This is a genomic window from Streptomyces sp. NPDC001373, from assembly GCF_042895815.1.
Lineage (GTDB): Bacteria > Actinomycetota > Actinomycetes > Streptomycetales > Streptomycetaceae > Streptomyces.
In genome coordinates this window covers 84,675-101,359 of sequence record NZ_JBIAWQ010000013.1, presented here as the reverse complement: position 1 = coordinate 101,359, position 16,685 = coordinate 84,675, and the positions used below count along the sequence as shown (strand labels likewise).

Genomic DNA, 16,685 nt, shown 5'->3' with positions numbered 1-16,685 from the left:
CGGCTGGAGGGGGCGTCCGGACCCGGACCGGACCCGGACGCCCCCGCGTACATCCCCGCCGGTGGACCGCTCAGGCCGCGGACCAGGCGATGCCGTCCAGGATGTCGTGCTCGGAGACCACGACCTCGGTGGCGCCGGTGCGCTCCATGATCGCGAGGAGGACGAGGGCGCCGGCGCCGATCACGTCGACCCGGCCCGGGTGCATCACCGGGATCGCCGCGCGCTCGGCGTGGGTCGCAGTCAGCATCCGCCCGCTGATCTCGCGGACCTGCTCGTAGGAGATCCGGGAGTGGTGGATCCGCTCGGACTCGTACCGCTCCAGACCCAGGGCGATCGCGGCGACCGTGGTCACCGAGCCCGCCAGGCCCACCAGGGTGCGCGCCTCGCCCAGCGGGACCGTGGCGGCGGCCACGTCCAGGGCCGCCTCGATGTCGGCGCGCATGGCGGCGATCTGCGCGGCGTTCGGCGGGTCGGTGACCTCGCCGTCCACCACCAGGTGGCGCTCGGTCATCCGGACGCAGCCCACGTCGACCGAGCGGGCGGCGCGCACGTGCTCCTCGCCCACGACGAACTCCGTCGAGCCGCCGCCGATGTCCACCACCAGGAACGGCTTCTCCAGGTGCGCGGTGCCGGTCAGCTCCTTGGTGGCGCCGGTGAAGGAGAACTCCGCCTCCTGCTCGCCGGAGATCACCTCGGGCTCCACGCCCAGGATGTCCAGCACGCCCCGGACGAAGTCCTCGCGGTTCTCCGCGTCGCGCGAGGCGGAGGTGGCCACGAAACGGATCCGCTCCGCACCCAGCTCCTTGATCACCGCGGCGTACTCGCGGCAGGCCGCGAAGGTGCGCTCCAGCGCCTCCGGGGCCAGCCGGCCGGTCCGGTCCACGCCCTGGCCCAGCCGGACGATGGTCATCCGGCGGTCGAGCTCGACCAGCTCGCCGGTGGCCGGGTCGCAGTCGGCGACGAGGAGGCGGATGGAGTTCGTACCGCAGTCGATGCCCGCGACCCGGGTCATGCGGACTCCTCCTGCTGCTCCGCGTCCTTCTTCTCCCCGCACGGGGTGACGCAGGCGCCCTTGGCCCACCACTCCGGCAGCATCGCCAGGGCCTCGTCACCGAACGGGTTCACCCCGGGGCCGGCCGCCAGCGAGTGGCCGACCAGCACGTGCAGGCACTTCACCCGGTCCGGCATGCCGCCGGCGCTGGGGAAGCCCTGGAGCACCTCGATGGCGTCGCGGCGCTCGATGTAGTCCTCGTGCGCCCTGCGGTACGCGGCGGCGAGCTCCGGGTCCTCGGCCAGGCGGGCCTGCATCTCCTTCATCACGCCGTTGGCCTCCAGCGTGCCGATCGCGGAGGCCGCGCGCGGGCAGGTGAGGTAGTACAGCGTCGGGAAGGGGGTGCCGTCGGGGAGGCGCGGGGCCGTCTCGACGACGTCCGGCTGGCCGCAGGGGCAGCGGTGCGCGATGGCGCGCAGCCCGCGGGGCGGGCGGCCGAGCTGCTGCTGGAACGCCTCGATGTCGGCGTCGGTCGGCTCGGTCCGGTCGGTCTGGGGCGGGGGCGTCTGCATGCCTGGAGGAAGTCTCTTCGTTCGTTCGTACGTGACGGTCTTGAGGGTGGTTCAGTCGCCGGGGCGGTCGGCCTTGTCGACGCCGTCCCAGACGTTGGAGTACCAGGGGCGGTCGGACCCGCCCTGGCCTCCGCGGCGGTGCTCCGCGGCCGCGGCCCCGGGGTCGGTCATGATGTAGCCGACCTCCCCCGGGCGCAGGAAGTGCAGGTGCCTGCGCGCCTGCTGCTCCGCGTAGGCGGGGTCCTGCCAGCGCGCCTTCTCGTCGCGGAGCTGTTCGAGGCGCTTGCGCGCGGTGGCGGCCGCCCGCTGCTGTTCCGCGATCTCCGAGCGCTGGGACACGTACTGGCGCATCGGATACGCGAGGGCGACGACCAGCGTACAGAGGACGAGCACCAGCAGCGCCGCCCGGCCGGTGAGCCGGCTGCGGCGCACCTGCCGGCGGGACTGCGAGCGGTAGACGTGGGCCGCGGTCCGCTCGCCGAGCTGCCGGAGCCTGGTCGCCGTGGAGAAGGTGGAGAACCGATCCCGGTTCCCGGCCATTGATCCGCCTCCCCTGGTGCGCGCTACGCAATACGTCCCCGCACACGGTACGGGACCGAGTGCGGGGACGTAGGGAGGCCAGGCGAGGACTCAGCCCTTGAAGCGCGGGAAGGCGCTGCGCCCGGCGTACACCGCGGCGTCGTCGAGGATCTCCTCGATGCGCAGCAGCTGGTTGTACTTGGCGACGCGGTCCGAGCGGGCCGGGGCGCCGGTCTTGATCTGGCCGCAGTTCACCGCGACGGCGAGGTCGGCGATGGTGACGTCCTCGGTCTCGCCGGAGCGGTGGGACATCATGCACTTGAAGCCGTTGCGCTGGGCCATCTCGACGGCGTCGAGGGTCTCGGTCAGCGAACCGATCTGGTTCACCTTGACGAGCAGGGCGTTCGCGGAGCCCTCCTCGATACCGCGGGCCAGGCGCTCGGGGTTGGTGACGAAGAGGTCGTCGCCGACGATCTGGACCTTGGAGCCCAGGCGGTCGGTGATGGTCTTCCAGCCGGCCCAGTCGTCCTCGAACAGCGGGTCCTCGATGGAGACGAGCGGGTACGCCTCGACGAGCTCGGCGTAGTAGTCCGTCATCTCGGCGGCCGAGCGGGACTGGCCCTCGAACTCGTACTTGCCGTCCTTGTAGAACTCGGACGCGGCGACGTCGAGCGCGAGCGCGATGTCCTTGCCCGGGGTGTAGCCGGCCTGCTTGATGGCCTCGATGATGAGGTCGAGCGCGGCGCGGTTGGACTCCAGGTTCGGGGCGAAGCCGCCCTCGTCGCCCAGGCCGGTGGACAGGCCCTTGGCGTGCAGGACCTTCTTGAGGGTGTGGTAGACCTCGGCACCCCAGCGCAGCGCCTCGGAGAAGGACTCCGCGCCGATGGGGGCGATCATGAACTCCTGGATGTCCACGTTGGAGTCGGCGTGCGACCCACCGTTGAGGATGTTCATCATCGGAACGGGCAGCAGGTGCGCGTTCGGACCGCCGAGGTAGCGGAAGAGCGGGAGGTCCGAGGCCTCCGACGCGGCGTGCGCGACGGCGAGGGAGACGCCGAGGATGGCGTTGGCGCCGAGGGAGCCCTTGTTGTCGGTGGCGTCGAGGTCGAACATGGCCTGGTCGATCAGGCGCTGCTCGGTGGCGTCGTAACCGACGAGCTCCGGGCCGATCTGCTCGATGACCGCGAGGACGGCCTTCTCGACACCCTTGCCCATGTAACGGTTGGGGTCACCGTCACGGAGCTCGATGGCCTCGAAGGCACCGGTGGAGGCGCCGGACGGAACGGCAGCACGGCCGGTGCTGCCGTCGTCGAGGCCCACCTCGACCTCGACCGTGGGGTTGCCTCGGGAGTCCAGGATTTCCCGGGCTACGACGACGTCGATGGACGGCACGAGCATCTCCTTCTGGGATGTGACGCTGGGTGTGCGGTGGCGTGGGGCCTGGGACGGCCTCGCCGACTAGAGCCTAACCGGCTCCGGGCGGTCGGCCAGCCGACCGCCCGGGTCCTGGGACGAAAAAGGGGCCGAATACCCGCCTTCCGGGACATAGGGCCCCTGAAAAGTGGAGCTGCGACGGGCCTCTGACGCGCCATGCGCTCCCGTCGGCGCGGGCGCCCGGGACCCGGCGCCGGGCATGCGGGGGCGCGGCCCGGGCGTGCGGGGCCCGGGCCGTCGTGCGGTGCCCGGGCGCGGCCCGGACATGACGACGCCCGGCGCGCAGAAGGATGCGCGCCGGGCGTCGATGCCACGGGCCGTGCCGGGGTGGTGCTCATCCGCGCGCCGGCCCGGGGGCCGGCGTGCGGGTGTTACGCGGGAGTTCAGCTGAGCTTCAGCTTCTGGCCCGGGAAGATGAGGTCGGCGTCCTTGACCGTGTCCTTGTTCAGCTCGAAGAGCTTCTCCCAGCCGCCCTTGACGCCGTTGGCATCGGCGATGGTACCGAGGGTGTCGCCCTCCCGGACCGTGTAGGAGCCGTTGCCGGTCGCCGGGGTGCCGCCCTTCGGGGCGGACGGCTTCGACGGGGCCGGCTTGGAGGGGGTCCAGTTGCCGGAACCGGAGCCGGTGCTCTTGGTCTCGGTGTCGGCCTTCGGGGTGGAGGGCTTGGCCGGGGCCGGCTTGGTCTGCGGCTTCGGCTTGGCCGGGGTGGTGGTCGAGCCGCCGCCGTTGTAGGCGGAGTTGGACAGGCCGACGCCGCAGGACGGCCAGGCGCCCTTGCCCTGGCCCTTGAGGACCTTCTCGGCGATGGCTATCTGCTGCGACTTGCTGGCCTGGTTGGCCTGCGCGGCGTACGCCTTGCCGCCGTACGCGGCCCACGTGGAGGCGGAGAACTGGAGGCCGCCGTAGTAGCCGTTGCCGGTGTTGATGGACCAGTTGCCACCGGACTCGCAGGAGGCGACCTTGTCCCACTCCGAGACCGTGGCGGCGCTGGCGGAGCCGGCGGCCATCAGCGGGGCGGCGACGGCCACACCGGCGACACCGGCGAGCGTGACGATGCGGACGGCCTTGGAGCCGCGGCGGTGCTTGCCCTTGCCGGAAAGCAGCATGGAGTTCTCCTCACCGACGCCTTCGAGGTGAGCTGTCGGGTTCGGGCGGATGAGTTGCCCGGCCGCGCAGTTGCGCGTCTTCACCCCTAGCCGGTACTTGGACCGTCTCTCAACGGTCTTTCCCGGCGCCTACCTTGGTTCCCCCGCTCCTGCCAACGGCGCTTGCGCGACGACTGTTCCCTCCGGCCGCCGGCAGGATTCGGCGATGCGGTCGAAGGAGCCCGCGGTGGCGAGCGACTCAGAAGGTAGGCAGGTCTCTCCCCGATGTTCAACGTGTGATTTTGGGGAGAAACCGGCCTACTTGCCTTCCTCGGGAGTGCGTTTGCGCAGGTCGGAGCGGGGTTTGCGGAAGTTCCGGAATGAGACACGCCAGTTGTCCGGAAGAGATGCATGTCTCACTTGCCGATAACAGACATTCGCCTCTTATCGGGTGCCCGAACTACCCCTGTTTCTTGCTTAGATCCAGGTTCTGGCCGGGCTTGATGAGGTCCGCGTCCGTGCCGATGACCTGCTCGTTGGCCTTGTAGAGGGCGCTCCAGCCCCCCTTGAGGCCGTTGGCGTCCGCGATGGCCGCGAGGCTGTCGCCCGGCTTCACGGTGTACACGGGCTCCCCGGCGGCGGCTGACGCCGCGCCAGGGGCCGCGGGCACCTCGATCGCGGCCGGGCCGCGGTGCTTGCCGTTGCCGTCCGACGCGCCGGGGGCGGGAGTGGCCGAAGGGGAGGGCGTGGCGCCCGGGGTGGCAGGGGCCGTCGGGTCGACCGGGGCGGCGGGGCCACCCGGGGCCGCCGGATTGGCCTGGTTGCCCTGGTTGCTGGAATTGCCCTGGTTGCCCTGGTTGCCCTGGCCGTTCTGGTTGCCCTGACCGTTCCCGTTGCCCGGGTTGCCCGGGTTCGCCGGACCGGTGGGCGGGACGGTGGGGCCGGTGGTCGGGGTGGGCGGCACGGTGTAGTCCGGCTCCGGCATGACGGGCAGTCCGCTGGTGGCACCCAGCGGGTAGTCCGGCAGCACGCTCGGGCCGGGCGCGCCGGGCGCCGGGGTGGGCGCCCCGAAGTCCGTGGAGGACTTGCCCTTGCCGGTGTCGGGCACCGAGAAGTCGGGCCGGACCGGGCTGGGGGCGACCGGCCCGGGGGTCTTGCCCGTGTCCACGTCGGGCTTCGGCCCGCCCTTGGACAGCCCGGCCGAGGCCGAGCACAGCGACCACGCCTCGGGGCCCTGGGACTCCAGGACCCGCTCGGCGACGGCTATCTGCTGCGAGCGGCTCGCCAGGTCGGGGCGCTCGGCGAATTCGAGCCCGCCCGCGTTCTTCCACTGGTCCAGGGTGAACTGGAGACCGCCGTAGGTCCCGCCGCCCGAGTTGGCGCTCCACGTGCCGCCGCTCTCGCAGTCGGCGACCTTGTCCCACGTCGCGGTGTCGGCCGCGCTCGCGCCCGTGGCGGCGAGCAGCGGCAGGGCCAGCGCGGAGCCGGTGACTCCGGCGGTGACGACGATGGCGGGGACCTGACGGGGTCGTCTGTGGCGGCCGTTCCCGGGAAGCATGTGCCTGCACCTTTCGTATAACGGCGGGGTAACGGCAGAACCTAGCCGCCTTCGAACGGATGTCACAAGTTGGGCCGAAGACTGAATTCCGGTCAGTTCCGCGGCCCTGTCGGGCTTCGCACGCGCCTCAGACGTTCGGGACTGTGAAGCGGACGGGGAGGGTGCGCAGCCCTCGCATGATGAGTCCGCCGCGCCAGCGCAGGTCCGTAGGGGGAACGGCAAGTTCCAGATCCGGCAGACGCTTCAGCAAAGTCGCGAGCGCCGTCTGGCCCTCCAGGCGGGCGAGCGGGGCGCCCAGGCAGTAGTGGATCCCGTGGCCGTATCCAAGGTGCTGATTGTCACTCCGGGAGAGGTCGAGCGCGTCCGGGTCGGCGAAGCGCGCGGGGTCGCGGTCGGCCGCCGCGAGGACCACCAGGACGGGGTCACCGACGGCGATGTCCTGTCCGCCGAGGGTCAGCGGCTGGGTGGCGAACCGCCAGGTGGCCAGCTCCACCGGGCCGTCGTAGCGCAGCAGCTCCTCGATCCCGGTCTCCAGCAGGGCGGTCTCGCCCGCCGCGAGGGAGTCCTGGAGGAGGGCGCGCTGGCCGGGGTTCATGAAGAGGGAGTGGACGCCGTTGCCGATGAGGTTCACGGTCGTCTCGAAGCCGGCGAAGAGCAGGATGAAGGCCATCGCCGTCGCCTCGGCCTCGGTGAGGTGGTCGCCGTGGTCGCTCGCCCGGATCAGGTCGGAGATGAGGTCATCGCCCAAATCGTCCCGCTTCCGGTGGATCAGTTCGCCGAGATAGGTGCGCATCCGCTTCACCGACCGGGCGACCCCGCCGCGCGGACCGCCGCCGTGGCGGATCATCATCCCGGCCCAGTCGCGGAAGTCGTCCTGGTCCTCGCGCGGTACGCCGAGCATCTCGCAGATGGCGTAGATGGGGAGCGGAAAGGCGAACTCGTGGATGAGGTCCGCCTCCCCCTTCCCCGCGAACTGATCGATGAGGTGGTCGGTCAGCTCCTGCACGCGCGGGGTGAACTCGGCGACACGGCGCGGGGTGAAGGCCTTCGACACCAGCCGGCGCAGCCGGGTGTGGTCCGGCGGGTCGATGTTGAGCAGGTGGGTCATCAGCTCCGCCTTGCGCTCCCCGGGGATCCCGGTCTTGCCCTTGGCGTGCGCCGGCTCCGCGTGGTGCGCCGGGTTCTTGCTCAGCCGCTGGTCGGCGAGGGCCTGGCGGGCGTCGGCGTACCGGGTCACCAGCCAGGCCTCGACCCCGCTGGGGAGCTGAGCGCGGTGCACCGGGGAGTGCTCGCGCAGCCATGCGTAGGCGGGGTAGGGGTCGGTGGCGAACTCCCAGTCGAAGAGGGTCGGCGCCGGGGGGACGGAGGGGGCGGGCGGGGTGTCGGGAGTCTGCTCGTGCACCCGTCGACGGTATCCCGGCTCGCTACCGGCCATCCCTTATGGCCGGTTCGTCGCGGCTGTCCGCAGATCGGCCATCACTTGACGGCCGCTTGTCGGACATTCCTACTTCCGTCCTGTGGATGTGAGGATCTTGAAAAGCAGCTTCGCGGTGGTGGAGAGACGGGCCGAGCACGCGGTCAAGTTCTTCTACTCCCACCTCTTCTGGCACAACCCCGCGATCCGCCGGCTCTTCCCGGCGTCCTCAGAGGACATGGAGCGCCAGCGCGACCGCCTCTTCGCCGCCCTGACCCACGTCGTCTCCCACCTGGAGGGCGAGACCCTCCTCCCCTATCTCCGCGACCTCGGCCGCGACCACCGCAAGTTCCTGGTCGGCCCCGAGCACTACGCCGCCGTCGGCACCAGCCTGCTCGCCGCCCTCGCCGCGACCTCCGGCGCGGCCTGGACCCCGGAGGTCGAGAAGGCCTGGAGCGAGGCCTACCAGGTGATGGCCGACGCCATGACGGCCGGCGCCGCCGCGAGCGAGGACCCGCCCTGGTGGGACGCGGAGGTCGTGCGCCACCTCCGGTACGGGGAGGACATCGGCGTGCTGACCCTGGCCCCGCACGCCCCGTTCCCCTACCGGCCCGGCCAGCACGTCAGCGTGAGCAGCGAGCGGGTCCCCACCGTCTGGCGCACCTACTCCCTCGGCAACGCCCCCCGCCCCGACCACACGGTCGACCTCCACGTCAGCCGGATCGAGGGCGGCAGGCTCAGCACCGCCCTGGTCCGCGAGATCGGGATCGGCGAGCCGCTGCGGCTCAGCGCCCCGGCCGGACGGCTGACCCTGCGCCGCGCGGACCGGCCCGTCACCCTCATCGCCGCCGGAACCGGCTGGGCCCCCGTCCGGGCCATGCTGGAGGAGCTCGCGCAGCACCCTCCCGATCAGGACGTACGGCTCTTCCTGGCCGCCCGGGACGCCGCGCACCTCTACGACCGGCCGTGGATCGACGCGTACGCCGCCGCCTTCCGCTGGCTCGGCGTCACCTACATCACCCCCGCCCCCGGCCGCCCCCGCAACCAGGCCACCGCCCGGCTGGCCACCGCGCTCGGCAACCGGGCCCTGTGGCCGGAGCAGGACGTCTACCTGAGCGGCCCGCCCGTGTTCATGGAGGAGACGGCCCTCCTGCTGGAGGAGCTGGGGGCCCGCCCCGACCGGCTCTTCCACGACGTCGTCCCCGTCACCGGCGCAGCCCGGGGCGAGCGGCCGCTGGGCTTCGGCGAGTGGTTCCTGCACCGCCCGGCCCCGCACTGGCACAACCCGTCGGACCGCACCCCGCGCGGCTAATGCCTGCGCGCCGCCGGAAGGCATGTGGCGCGGGCGGCCGGCCGCGTACCGTCCACCTCATGCGTCCGCGCACACGGAAAGCATGTGGCGCCCACCGGCGTACTCGCGCGGGCTCGGCTAATGCCTCTGTACCCACGAAAGACATTAGCCGCGTAGGGGAGTACGGCGCGGGCGGCTACCCGCCGACGCCCTCCGCCGCCCGGATCGCGTCCCGGTAGACGCGGGCCGCCGCGCGCAGCGCCGTCTCGGGGTCGGTTCCCGCCGCCTCCGCGCGCGCCGCCAGCTCCAGCAGCTCGTACCCGACGCCCTCGCCCCGCGGCAGCTCCACGGGCACACCGCCCGCACGGGCCCGGCCGGCCAGCTTCGCCGCGAGCGCCAGACCGGGCTGGCCCAGCGGGATCCCGTCGGTGACCGACTCCCGCCGCTTCTCGACCGCCTTGGTCGCCTGCCAGTGGGCGCTGACGTCCTCCGGCGACTCGGCCGTGGCGTCCCCGAAGACATGGGGGTGGCGGCGGACCAGCTTGTCGACCAGGTCGCCTGCGACGTCGTCGATGGAGAACGCCTCCACGTCCTCCCCTTCCTCCCCGTCGCCCGGGCCGCCGCCCTCCTCGGCGATGCGCGCGTGGAAGACCACCTGGAGCAGGACGTCCCCGAGCTCCTCGCGCAGCGCTTCCCGGTCGCCGTCCTCGATCGCCTCCACCAGCTCGTACGCCTCCTCGATGGCGTACTTCACCAGCCCCTCGTGGGTCTGCCGGGAGGTCCACGGGCAGTCGCGGCGCACCCGGTCCATGACCTGCACCAGGTCGAGCAGCCGCGCGCCCGGCAGGTCGTACGAACCGGGCAGCAGCTCCAGGTCCGGCATCGCCACCCGGCCCGAGCCGGCGAGCCGGGCCAGGCCGTCGGTCAGCCGCCGGTCGCCCTCGCCGCCCGGGATCACCACGATGGTGCGGCCCCCGGCGCAGGCATCGACGAGAGCGTGTGCGTCGGGGGCCTCGTGCGCCACGTCCACCCCGGCTTCGCGCAGGTACGGAAGCTGCGGGTCGTCCGGGTCCGCGCACAGCACCCGGTCCGCGGCGTGCAGGGCCTGCCAGGCCGGCCAGGACAGCAGCCCGGGGGCGACCCGGTGGCTGGCGGTCAGCAGGACGATCCGCCCGGCATCCCCCGCGCCCTCCGCGGAGGGCGCGGCCGCGGAGGGCGCGGAGGTGTCGGCGGGCTCGGCGGGCTCGGGTTCGGGGGCGGGTGCGGCGGTGTGGTCGGTCACCCTCCGAACCTACCCCCGCCCCGGGACGTCAGGCTCCGGCGGGGGCCGCCTGCTCGGGCATCGTCCTCTGGGTGATCCACGGGGTCTGCTGGTCGCCGAGCAGGATCTGCTTCTCGTCCCAGCGGCCGTAGCGCGGGTTGACCTCGATGTGCAGGGCCCGCGCGGCCTCCCCGAGCTTCACCAGGGCCTTGTCCTGGCTTCCGTAGTGCGCGAAGAGCTTGTCGCGCAGCAGCTTGAAGCGGGTGTCGGCGTCGATCTGGTCCGGGGCCAGCTGGGCCTGCTCCAGCGCCGCCGCGGCCAGCGCCTTCTCGCCGCCGACCTGCTGGAGCTGCGCCTTGCGGACGTCCTCGATCTCCTTGGTGCTCACGCCCAGCCCGGCGTCGTCGGCCGCCCGCTCCAGCACCGCGGTCTGGATCATCTTGTTGAGCTTGAGCCGCTCCAGCCCGGCGGTCGCCCCGATCAGCCGGGCGCCCTGCTCGGAGCGGTTCTGCGCGGCGCGCACGTCTTTGACCTGTGCCTGGAGCGCGGTGGTGGTGATGCGCTCGCCGCCGACGACGGCCGCGGTTCCGGGACGGGTCCCGCCCGAACAGGCGGCCAGCAAGGGGGCCGCCGCGAGCAGGGCGACGGATACGGAGAGCGCTGTGCGACGGTGCAAAGGAGCCTCCAGGGCCGGGGGATTGTGCGTCGGTGCACAAGGCCGTGCGGTGATCGATGGTATGCAGTCAGAGTGGCCCGAGCCACTGCTTCGACCAACGATTCCCGGGGTGTTGGGGGTGCGCGTTCACCCCCCGGCTACCGCCGGGCCCGACGCTCCTGCGAAGGTCGCCTCACCATGTCGACATCGCAGCTCGCTCCGCACCACAGTCCGGAGCGCCCCGCTCCGGCCCCCGTCAGCCGCTTCCGGCGCCGTCCCGGACTGCTCGGCTCGGCGTTCGCCGCCCTGGTCACGGCCGTGGCCGTGTGCTCCGGGGACGCCGTCGCGCGGGTCTTCCCGTACGGGCCCCGCCACCGCAGTGTCAACGACCTCGGCAACCAGTTCGTGCCCTTCCACGCGCACCTGTGGGACCTGCTGCACGGGCGGGCGCGGGGCGGACTCCTGTTCAACTGGCAGTCGGGGTACGGCACCAGCTTCCTGCCCGACCTGGGCACGTACCTGACGAGCCCCTTCGCCCTGCTGGTGGGGCTCTTCCCGCGTCACGACATCGACCTCGCCGTGTACGTGGTCACCGTCCTCAAGATGACGGCCGCGGCCGCCGCGATGGCCTGGCTGCTGCGCACCCAGCGGCCGGGGCCGTGGTGGGCGGCGGGGCTGCTGGGTGCCTCGTACGCGCTGTGCGGCTGGTCGGTGATCGAGGCCTCCTACAACCCCATGTGGCTGGACGGGCTGATCGCCTTCCCGCTGCTGTGCCTGACCGGGGAGTGGGCGCTGCGCACGCGGCGGCCGCTGCTGGGGGTGCTGGTGGTGGCCGTCTCCTGGACGGCGAACTTCTACACCGCCTACATGGCCACGCTGGGTGCCGCGCTGGTACTGGTGGTGCGGGTGGTGCTGACCCGGGAGGGGGTGCGGGAGCGGGCCCGGGTGGTCGGCCGGGCGGCGGTCACGACCGTGCTCGGCATGGCCCTGACCGCCCCGCTGCTGGTGCCGCTGTTCCTGAGCTCGAAGCAGGCCTATCCGGGATGGTCCAAGGAGTTCTCCCCGGTGCCCTGGTCGGACCTGTTCGCACGGCTGATGCCGGCCACGTACTCCTTCGGCTCCCCCGCCCTGTTCGTCGGCACGGGGACCCTCCTGCTGGTGACGGCCCTCCCCTTCCACCGGGCGCTGCCGCTGCGCACCCGGCTGTGGTGGGCGGGGCTGGTGGCGACGGTGCTGCTGTCCCTGCAGTGGGAGCCGACCCATCTGGCCTGGCACGTCTTCGCGACGCCGAACGGCAGCCCCTACCGGCAGACCTTCGTGCTCGCCGGGATCGCGGTGATCGCCGCCTGGACGGGGCTCGCGGCCGGGCTCCCCGGCGTACGGGCGCTGGCGGCCGGGGCCGGCGTGCTGGCGGCGGCCGCCGCCTGGGCGGCCGGCAGCGCGCTGTCCACGGGCTGGGGATACGCCCTGTTCTGCGGCGGGCTGGCTCTGGCGGCGGGCTCCTGGTGGGCGCTGCGCCACCGGCGGCTGCTGCTGCCGGCGGCCGCCGTGCTGGCGGCGGCGCTGGTGGCGCAGGCCGCCGCGACCACGGCGTACGGGCACAAGGGCAAGCTGGCGGGGCTGGACGACTACCCCTCCTGGGGCCGTGCGAACACCTCCCGCGAACGGGCGCTGACCCGGGCCGACGGCTGGCCCGCGTACCGCACCGACGCGGGCCGGCCCGCGCTGTCGGGCAACGACCCGCTGCTGCTGGGCGGCGAGGGCGGCTCGTACTACAGCAGTCACACCCCGGACGTGTTCACCCGCACGATGGCGGCGCTCGGCGCGGGCTGGACCTCGCGCGGGCGCAGCGTGCAGAGCCTGGACAACCCGGTGACCGACGCGCTGTTCTCGGTCGGGGCACGGCTGAAGGCGGACGGGAAGGTGGTCCGCGCGGAGGCCCTGCCGCTGGTCACCGTCCGGCCGGCCGGGCCGCCGCCGCAGTTCGGCGAGTCCCCGTTTGCCAACCAGGAGCTGCTGCTGGGCGCGAAGGTGTACGAGGAGCCGGTCGCGCCCGGGGTCTGCCGGTCGGGCACCGACCCGTTCCTGTGGGCGCCGGAGTACAGCGGCTCGGCCAGCCTCGCCGACGGCCGGCCCTCCAGGATGAACGGGACCCGGCCGAAGAACCGGGCGGCGCTCCAGCCGCTGGGCCGCTCGCACGGGCCGTCCTCACAGCTCGTCTTCGACCGCCGGGCCCCCGACCGGTGGACGCTGGGCTGTCTGGACCGCTCGAAGCTCACGGCGGCGGTGGCCGCGCTGCGCACCTCGGCCGCCACCTCGGTACGGGTGTCCGACGCGGGCCTGACCGCCACCCTGCCGGCCGGCAGCACCGGCACGGCGGTCGTGGCGGTCCCGGCCGTCGCGGGCTGGAGCTGCGAGGGGCGCCCGGCCGGGTCGCGGCTGGGGCTGCTGGCCGTGCCCCTGGACGGCCGCACGACCACCCTGCACTGCGGGTTCACCCCGCCGGGGCTGCTCCCGGGCACGGGGCTGGCGGGTCTGGCGGCACTGGCGGTGGCCGCGCGGGCGGTCCTCAGGCGCCGCCCGGAGTACCCGGCGGGGCTCCGGCGGCTCGTCCGGCGCGGCTGAGGACACCCGCCGGCCGCACGCGCAGGGCGGCGGTCCGGCGCCGTCAGCGCACCTGTCCCAGCCACTGGAGGGTCCGGCGGATCTCCACCGGGAGGGGGTGCGCCGGGCCGTGCACCCGGTCGGCGTCGTACAGGAGCCGGACCAGGGTGTCGTGGGCCGCGGGGCGGTCGCCGAGGGAGAGCAGCAGGTGCGCTATCCGGCGGCGGACCTCCAGCGGCAGGCCCGGGTCCGGGTTGGCGTAGTGGTTCTCGAACAGCGGCAGCAGCGAGCGGTACTCGGCGAGGGCCGCGGCCGGCTCGCCGAGCTGTTCCAGGCACTGCGCGGCGTCGTAGCGGAAGCGCAGCGCCTGCGGGTCGCCGGCCGGGAACTCGTCGGCGAGGCGGCGCAGTTCGGGCAGGGCGCGACGGTACTGGCCATCGTCCATCAGCGTGGCCGCGTACTGCTTGCGCAGGCTGCGCACCACCGGGGAGCGCTCGCCGTGCTCGGCGGCGGCCGCCGGGAGGATGCCGCCGAGGATGTCCACGGCCTGGGTGAGGCGCCCCTGGTCCAGCAGCTTGCGGGCCTCGTCCACCGCGCCGGGGATGTCCGGGCGGGGCGCGGCCGGTGCCGTGGCGGGCATCGGCGGGACGACGGCGGCCGGGCGGTCGGGCCAGGGGGCCTGGGGGCGCAGGAAGGGCCGGGTGGGGTCGAGCGGCCCGGCGACGGGACGGCTGCCGGGGGCCGGGAGCAGCGGCGCGAGGGCCTCGTAGACCTCCTGCGCGGAGCCGGGCCGGTCCTGCGGGTCCTTGGCGAGGAGGCGCATCAGCACCGCCTCCAGCTCCTGCGGGATCTCCGGCCGCAGGCCGCGCACCGGGGCCGGGGGCTCGTACAGGTGCCGGTGGAGGACGCCGAGGGCGGTGGATCCGGCGAAGGGGACATTGCCGCTGAGGAGTTCGTAGAGCAGCACGCCGAGGGCGTACAGGTCGGTGTACGGGCCCACCGCGCCGCCCATGGCCTGTTCGGGCGCCATGTAGGCGGGGCTGCCGATGGGGGAGCCTGTGCTGGTGAGGCGGGTGGTGTCGGTGTCCATCACGGAGGCGACGCCGAGGTCCAGGACGAGGACGGTCCCGTCCGGGCGGACCATCACGTTGCGGGGCTTGAGGTCCCGGTGGACGATCGGCACCGCGTGCACGGCGGACAGCACCGCGCACAGCTGCGCGACCACCGCGACCGCCCACGGCCAGGGGTACGGGTCGTGCGCGGCGAGGTGGTCGGCGAGGTCGGAGCCCTCGACGTAGCCCATGACGAGGTACAGCTCGTCGCCGTCGCTGCCCGCGTCGTGCACCGTGACCAGGCCGGGGTGGTCGACCTGCGCGGTGACCCGGCACTCGCGCACGAAGCGGCGGCGCAGTTCCTCGGCGACGGTGCCGGGGCCGGCCACCTTGTCGGGGCGCAGCAGTTTGACGGCGACGCGGCGGTCCAGGCGCCGGTCGTAGGCCGTCCACACCTGGCCCATGCCGCCCTGGCCGAGGATGGTGGCGAGCTGGTAGCGCTCGCCGATGAGCCGTTCGCCCTGGGTCACTGCTGGGGGTCCTGGATCGCCGTGCTGTTCGGGTCCTGGTACGGGCCGCCGGGCCGCGGGGGCCCGGGCGGGGTCTGCGGGGTCTGCGGGGTCTGCTTGCGCAGGAGTTCGCTGAGCTCGTCGAGTTCGGCGCGGACCTGCCCGATGCGCGGGGGCTGGACGGGGGCCGGGGCCTGCTGCGGCGGGACGGCGGGCTGGACGGGCGGGTAGCCGTAGGAGGGCCGGGTCTGCTGCGGGGGCTGCGGCCGGTGCATCGGCTGGGGCTGGGCGTACGGGGACTGCTGCGCCGGATACCAGGGCGCGGCGGCCGCCGCCGGGGGCAGGGCGGCCTTCGCCTCGTGGTGCTTGATGTCCGCGACGATGTAGTACACGCAGACGGCGAAACCGGTGAAGATCGAGCCACCTGCGCCGAGGTTGCCCTGCCAGCCGCTGGTGTCCGCGGTCGGGTCGAGCTCGATGAAGGTGATCCACACGACCGAGAGGAGCCCGCCGAGCACCAGCAGCACCCAGTCGCGGGACTTGCGGGTGAGCAGGGCGATCCGCAGCAGCGATCCCCAGGCGAAGAACCCGCAGGTGAGCAAGGGAAGCGCCGTGAACAGCACACGCAGCGTCATCGCCGCACCGGACAGGGGCCGGTGGCCGTGGGGGCCTTGCTGCGGCGGGATGCCGGGGCCGTGCATCGCTGCTCCTGACGGGCCGTGCGGAAAGGGTGACGGCTGGAAGCGTATACAGCGTTTCCGGCCGCCCGTGAGGGTATGCGCGCAACCGTTGCAGGGTCGCAGCACGGACGGCCCGGAGGCGGTCCGTGGGCGGCCGGGGGCCGGCCGGGGGTGACGCTGCCATCCGAACGGGCGCGCGCAGGACAGCTGCTTCAGGACCGCGGGCCGCGCGGACTGGAGGAAGCCCTGCCCCCGCCGCACCTCCACCGTCCCTCCTGACCCCTGCGGCTACGCTCTGATCCTTTGATCGATCCCAGGGGGGACCCGTCATGCGCACCCGCATGCCCAGAGCCACGACCACGGCCGCACTCACCTGCGCGGCCCTGCTGACCGCCGCGGCCACCGCCTGCGGCCCGACGTCCGACGACGCGGCGCCGCACCCCCCGTCGCCGGCCTCCACGGCGCACGACCCGCTCGCCGGCCGGGACCCGGCCGCCGTGCTGCGCGCCGCGTACGAGGAGACGGAGCGGGCGGACTCCAAGACCGCGGTCATCTCACGCCGGATCGGCGAACGCGAGATCACGGCGAGACTGACCTTCGAAGGCGACGGCAGTTGCTACGGAGAGGTCAAGGTCAACCGCCACGGGACGGGGGAGATCCTCGTGAACGACGCCAAGGTCTCCCTGCGGGGCGACCACGACTTCCTCCAGGACCAGTTCAGGGGCCAGCCCGCCAAGTCCCCCGACACGGAGGACGGCTGGATCGACCTGAGGCCGGGCGACCCCTCGGTCGCCCACCTCCTGGCCCTGTGCAGGGACGGCTCCCCCGCCCGCACCTTCCCGGCGGACCGCACCGGCCTGCGCCGGGGCCCGGACACCTACCTGAACATGAAACCGGTCGCCGTGCTCCTGTCGAAGGGCCCCGACGGCACCGAGATCACCGACCACATCTGCCTGGACGGCACGCCGTACCTCCTGGCCCACTGGGAGAACGGCCCGAACCCGACGAGCGTCGAGTACAAGGACGTGAAACCGGCCGGCTGACCGCGCCGGGTGCGCGG

General features: G+C 73.3%; 14 protein-coding genes and 1 riboswitch. Of the genes, 3 read left to right on the top strand and 11 right to left on the bottom strand.

All coding sequences use genetic code 11. The annotated features are described in order from the left end of the window. Positions 1 to 70: 70 nt before the first annotated feature. The 7 genes from ACFY15_RS26535 to ACFY15_RS26505 all read right to left on the bottom strand — a co-directional run bounded on the left by ACFY15_RS26535 (position 71) and on the right by ACFY15_RS26505 (position 7,561). Positions 71 to 1,012, bottom strand: a complete 942-nt coding sequence (locus ACFY15_RS26535; protein WP_390690429.1) for an exopolyphosphatase — start codon at positions 1,010 to 1,012, stop codon at positions 71 to 73. Beyond that, positions 1,009 to 1,563, bottom strand: a complete 555-nt coding sequence (locus ACFY15_RS26530; protein ID WP_390690428.1) for a DUF501 domain-containing protein — start codon at positions 1,561 to 1,563, stop codon at positions 1,009 to 1,011. Before ACFY15_RS26530 ends, ACFY15_RS26535 begins: the two co-directional genes overlap by 4 nt. A gap of 51 nt (positions 1,564 to 1,614) precedes the next feature. Further along, positions 1,615 to 2,103, bottom strand: coding sequence for a septum formation initiator family protein (locus tag ACFY15_RS26525; protein WP_390690427.1), 489 nt, complete (start codon positions 2,101 to 2,103; stop codon positions 1,615 to 1,617). A gap of 90 nt (positions 2,104 to 2,193) precedes the next feature. Further along, positions 2,194 to 3,480, bottom strand: a complete 1,287-nt coding sequence (gene eno, locus ACFY15_RS26520) for a phosphopyruvate hydratase (protein WP_390690426.1) — start codon at positions 3,478 to 3,480, stop codon at positions 2,194 to 2,196. 419 nt (positions 3,481 to 3,899) lie between these two features. Further along, the gene (locus ACFY15_RS26515; protein ID WP_390690425.1) at positions 3,900 to 4,622 is read right to left on the bottom strand and encodes a transglycosylase family protein; all 723 of its coding nucleotides are present in this window, start codon (positions 4,620 to 4,622) and stop codon (positions 3,900 to 3,902) included. 2 nt (positions 4,623 to 4,624) lie between these two features. Continuing rightward, a riboswitch (cyclic di-AMP (ydaO/yuaA leader) is annotated at positions 4,625 to 4,793 on the bottom strand. Between the two features lie 268 nt (positions 4,794 to 5,061). Further along, the gene (locus tag ACFY15_RS26510) at positions 5,062 to 6,159 is read right to left on the bottom strand and encodes a transglycosylase family protein (RefSeq protein WP_390690424.1); all 1,098 of its coding nucleotides are present in this window, start codon (positions 6,157 to 6,159) and stop codon (positions 5,062 to 5,064) included. 127 nt (positions 6,160 to 6,286) lie between these two features. Further along, positions 6,287 to 7,561 (bottom strand): cytochrome P450, encoded by a 1,275-nt coding sequence (locus ACFY15_RS26505; protein WP_390690423.1) that lies wholly within the window; start codon positions 7,559 to 7,561, stop codon positions 6,287 to 6,289. Between the two features lie 121 nt (positions 7,562 to 7,682). On the opposite strand from ACFY15_RS26505, the gene ACFY15_RS26500 reads away from it, so the two are divergent. Beyond that, positions 7,683 to 8,885 carry a globin domain-containing protein gene (locus tag ACFY15_RS26500; RefSeq protein WP_390690422.1) on the top strand — a complete coding sequence of 401 codons (1,203 nt, stop codon included), beginning with the start codon at positions 7,683 to 7,685 and terminating at the stop codon, positions 8,883 to 8,885. Positions 8,886 to 9,060: 175 nt separating this feature from the next. On the opposite strand, the gene ACFY15_RS26495 is transcribed toward ACFY15_RS26500, so the two are convergent. Continuing rightward, positions 9,061 to 10,146: a nucleoside triphosphate pyrophosphohydrolase gene (locus ACFY15_RS26495; RefSeq protein ID WP_390690421.1), complete on the bottom strand. Its 1,086-nt coding sequence runs from the start codon at positions 10,144 to 10,146 to the stop codon at positions 9,061 to 9,063. A 28-nt stretch (positions 10,147 to 10,174) separates the two neighbouring features. After that, on the bottom strand, positions 10,175 to 10,801 hold the full coding sequence (locus ACFY15_RS26490) for a SurA N-terminal domain-containing protein (RefSeq protein WP_390690420.1): 627 nt from the start codon (positions 10,799 to 10,801) through the stop codon (positions 10,175 to 10,177). A gap of 177 nt (positions 10,802 to 10,978) precedes the next feature. Between ACFY15_RS26490 and ACFY15_RS26485 the strand changes: the two genes are divergently transcribed. Beyond that, complete coding sequence (locus tag ACFY15_RS26485; protein WP_390690419.1) at positions 10,979 to 13,405, top strand: YfhO family protein; 2,427 nt, start codon at positions 10,979 to 10,981, stop codon at positions 13,403 to 13,405. Between the two features lie 43 nt (positions 13,406 to 13,448). Here the strand turns inward: ACFY15_RS26485 and ACFY15_RS26480 are convergent, their stop codons facing one another. Both ACFY15_RS26480 and ACFY15_RS26475 read right to left on the bottom strand, forming a co-directional pair. Then, positions 13,449 to 14,966 (bottom strand): protein kinase, encoded by a 1,518-nt coding sequence (locus tag ACFY15_RS26480; protein WP_390690418.1) that lies wholly within the window; start codon positions 14,964 to 14,966, stop codon positions 13,449 to 13,451. After that, positions 14,963 to 15,580 carry a hypothetical protein gene (locus ACFY15_RS26475; RefSeq protein ID WP_390690417.1) on the bottom strand — a complete coding sequence of 206 codons (618 nt, stop codon included), beginning with the start codon at positions 15,578 to 15,580 and terminating at the stop codon, positions 14,963 to 14,965. Before ACFY15_RS26475 ends, ACFY15_RS26480 begins: the two co-directional genes overlap by 4 nt. 386 nt (positions 15,581 to 15,966) lie before the next feature. Here ACFY15_RS26475 and ACFY15_RS26470 point away from each other — a divergent pair, with 386 nt between their 5' ends. Beyond that, positions 15,967 to 16,668, top strand: a complete 702-nt coding sequence (locus ACFY15_RS26470) for a hypothetical protein (RefSeq protein WP_390690416.1) — start codon at positions 15,967 to 15,969, stop codon at positions 16,666 to 16,668. Positions 16,669 to 16,685: the final 17 nt, after the last annotated feature.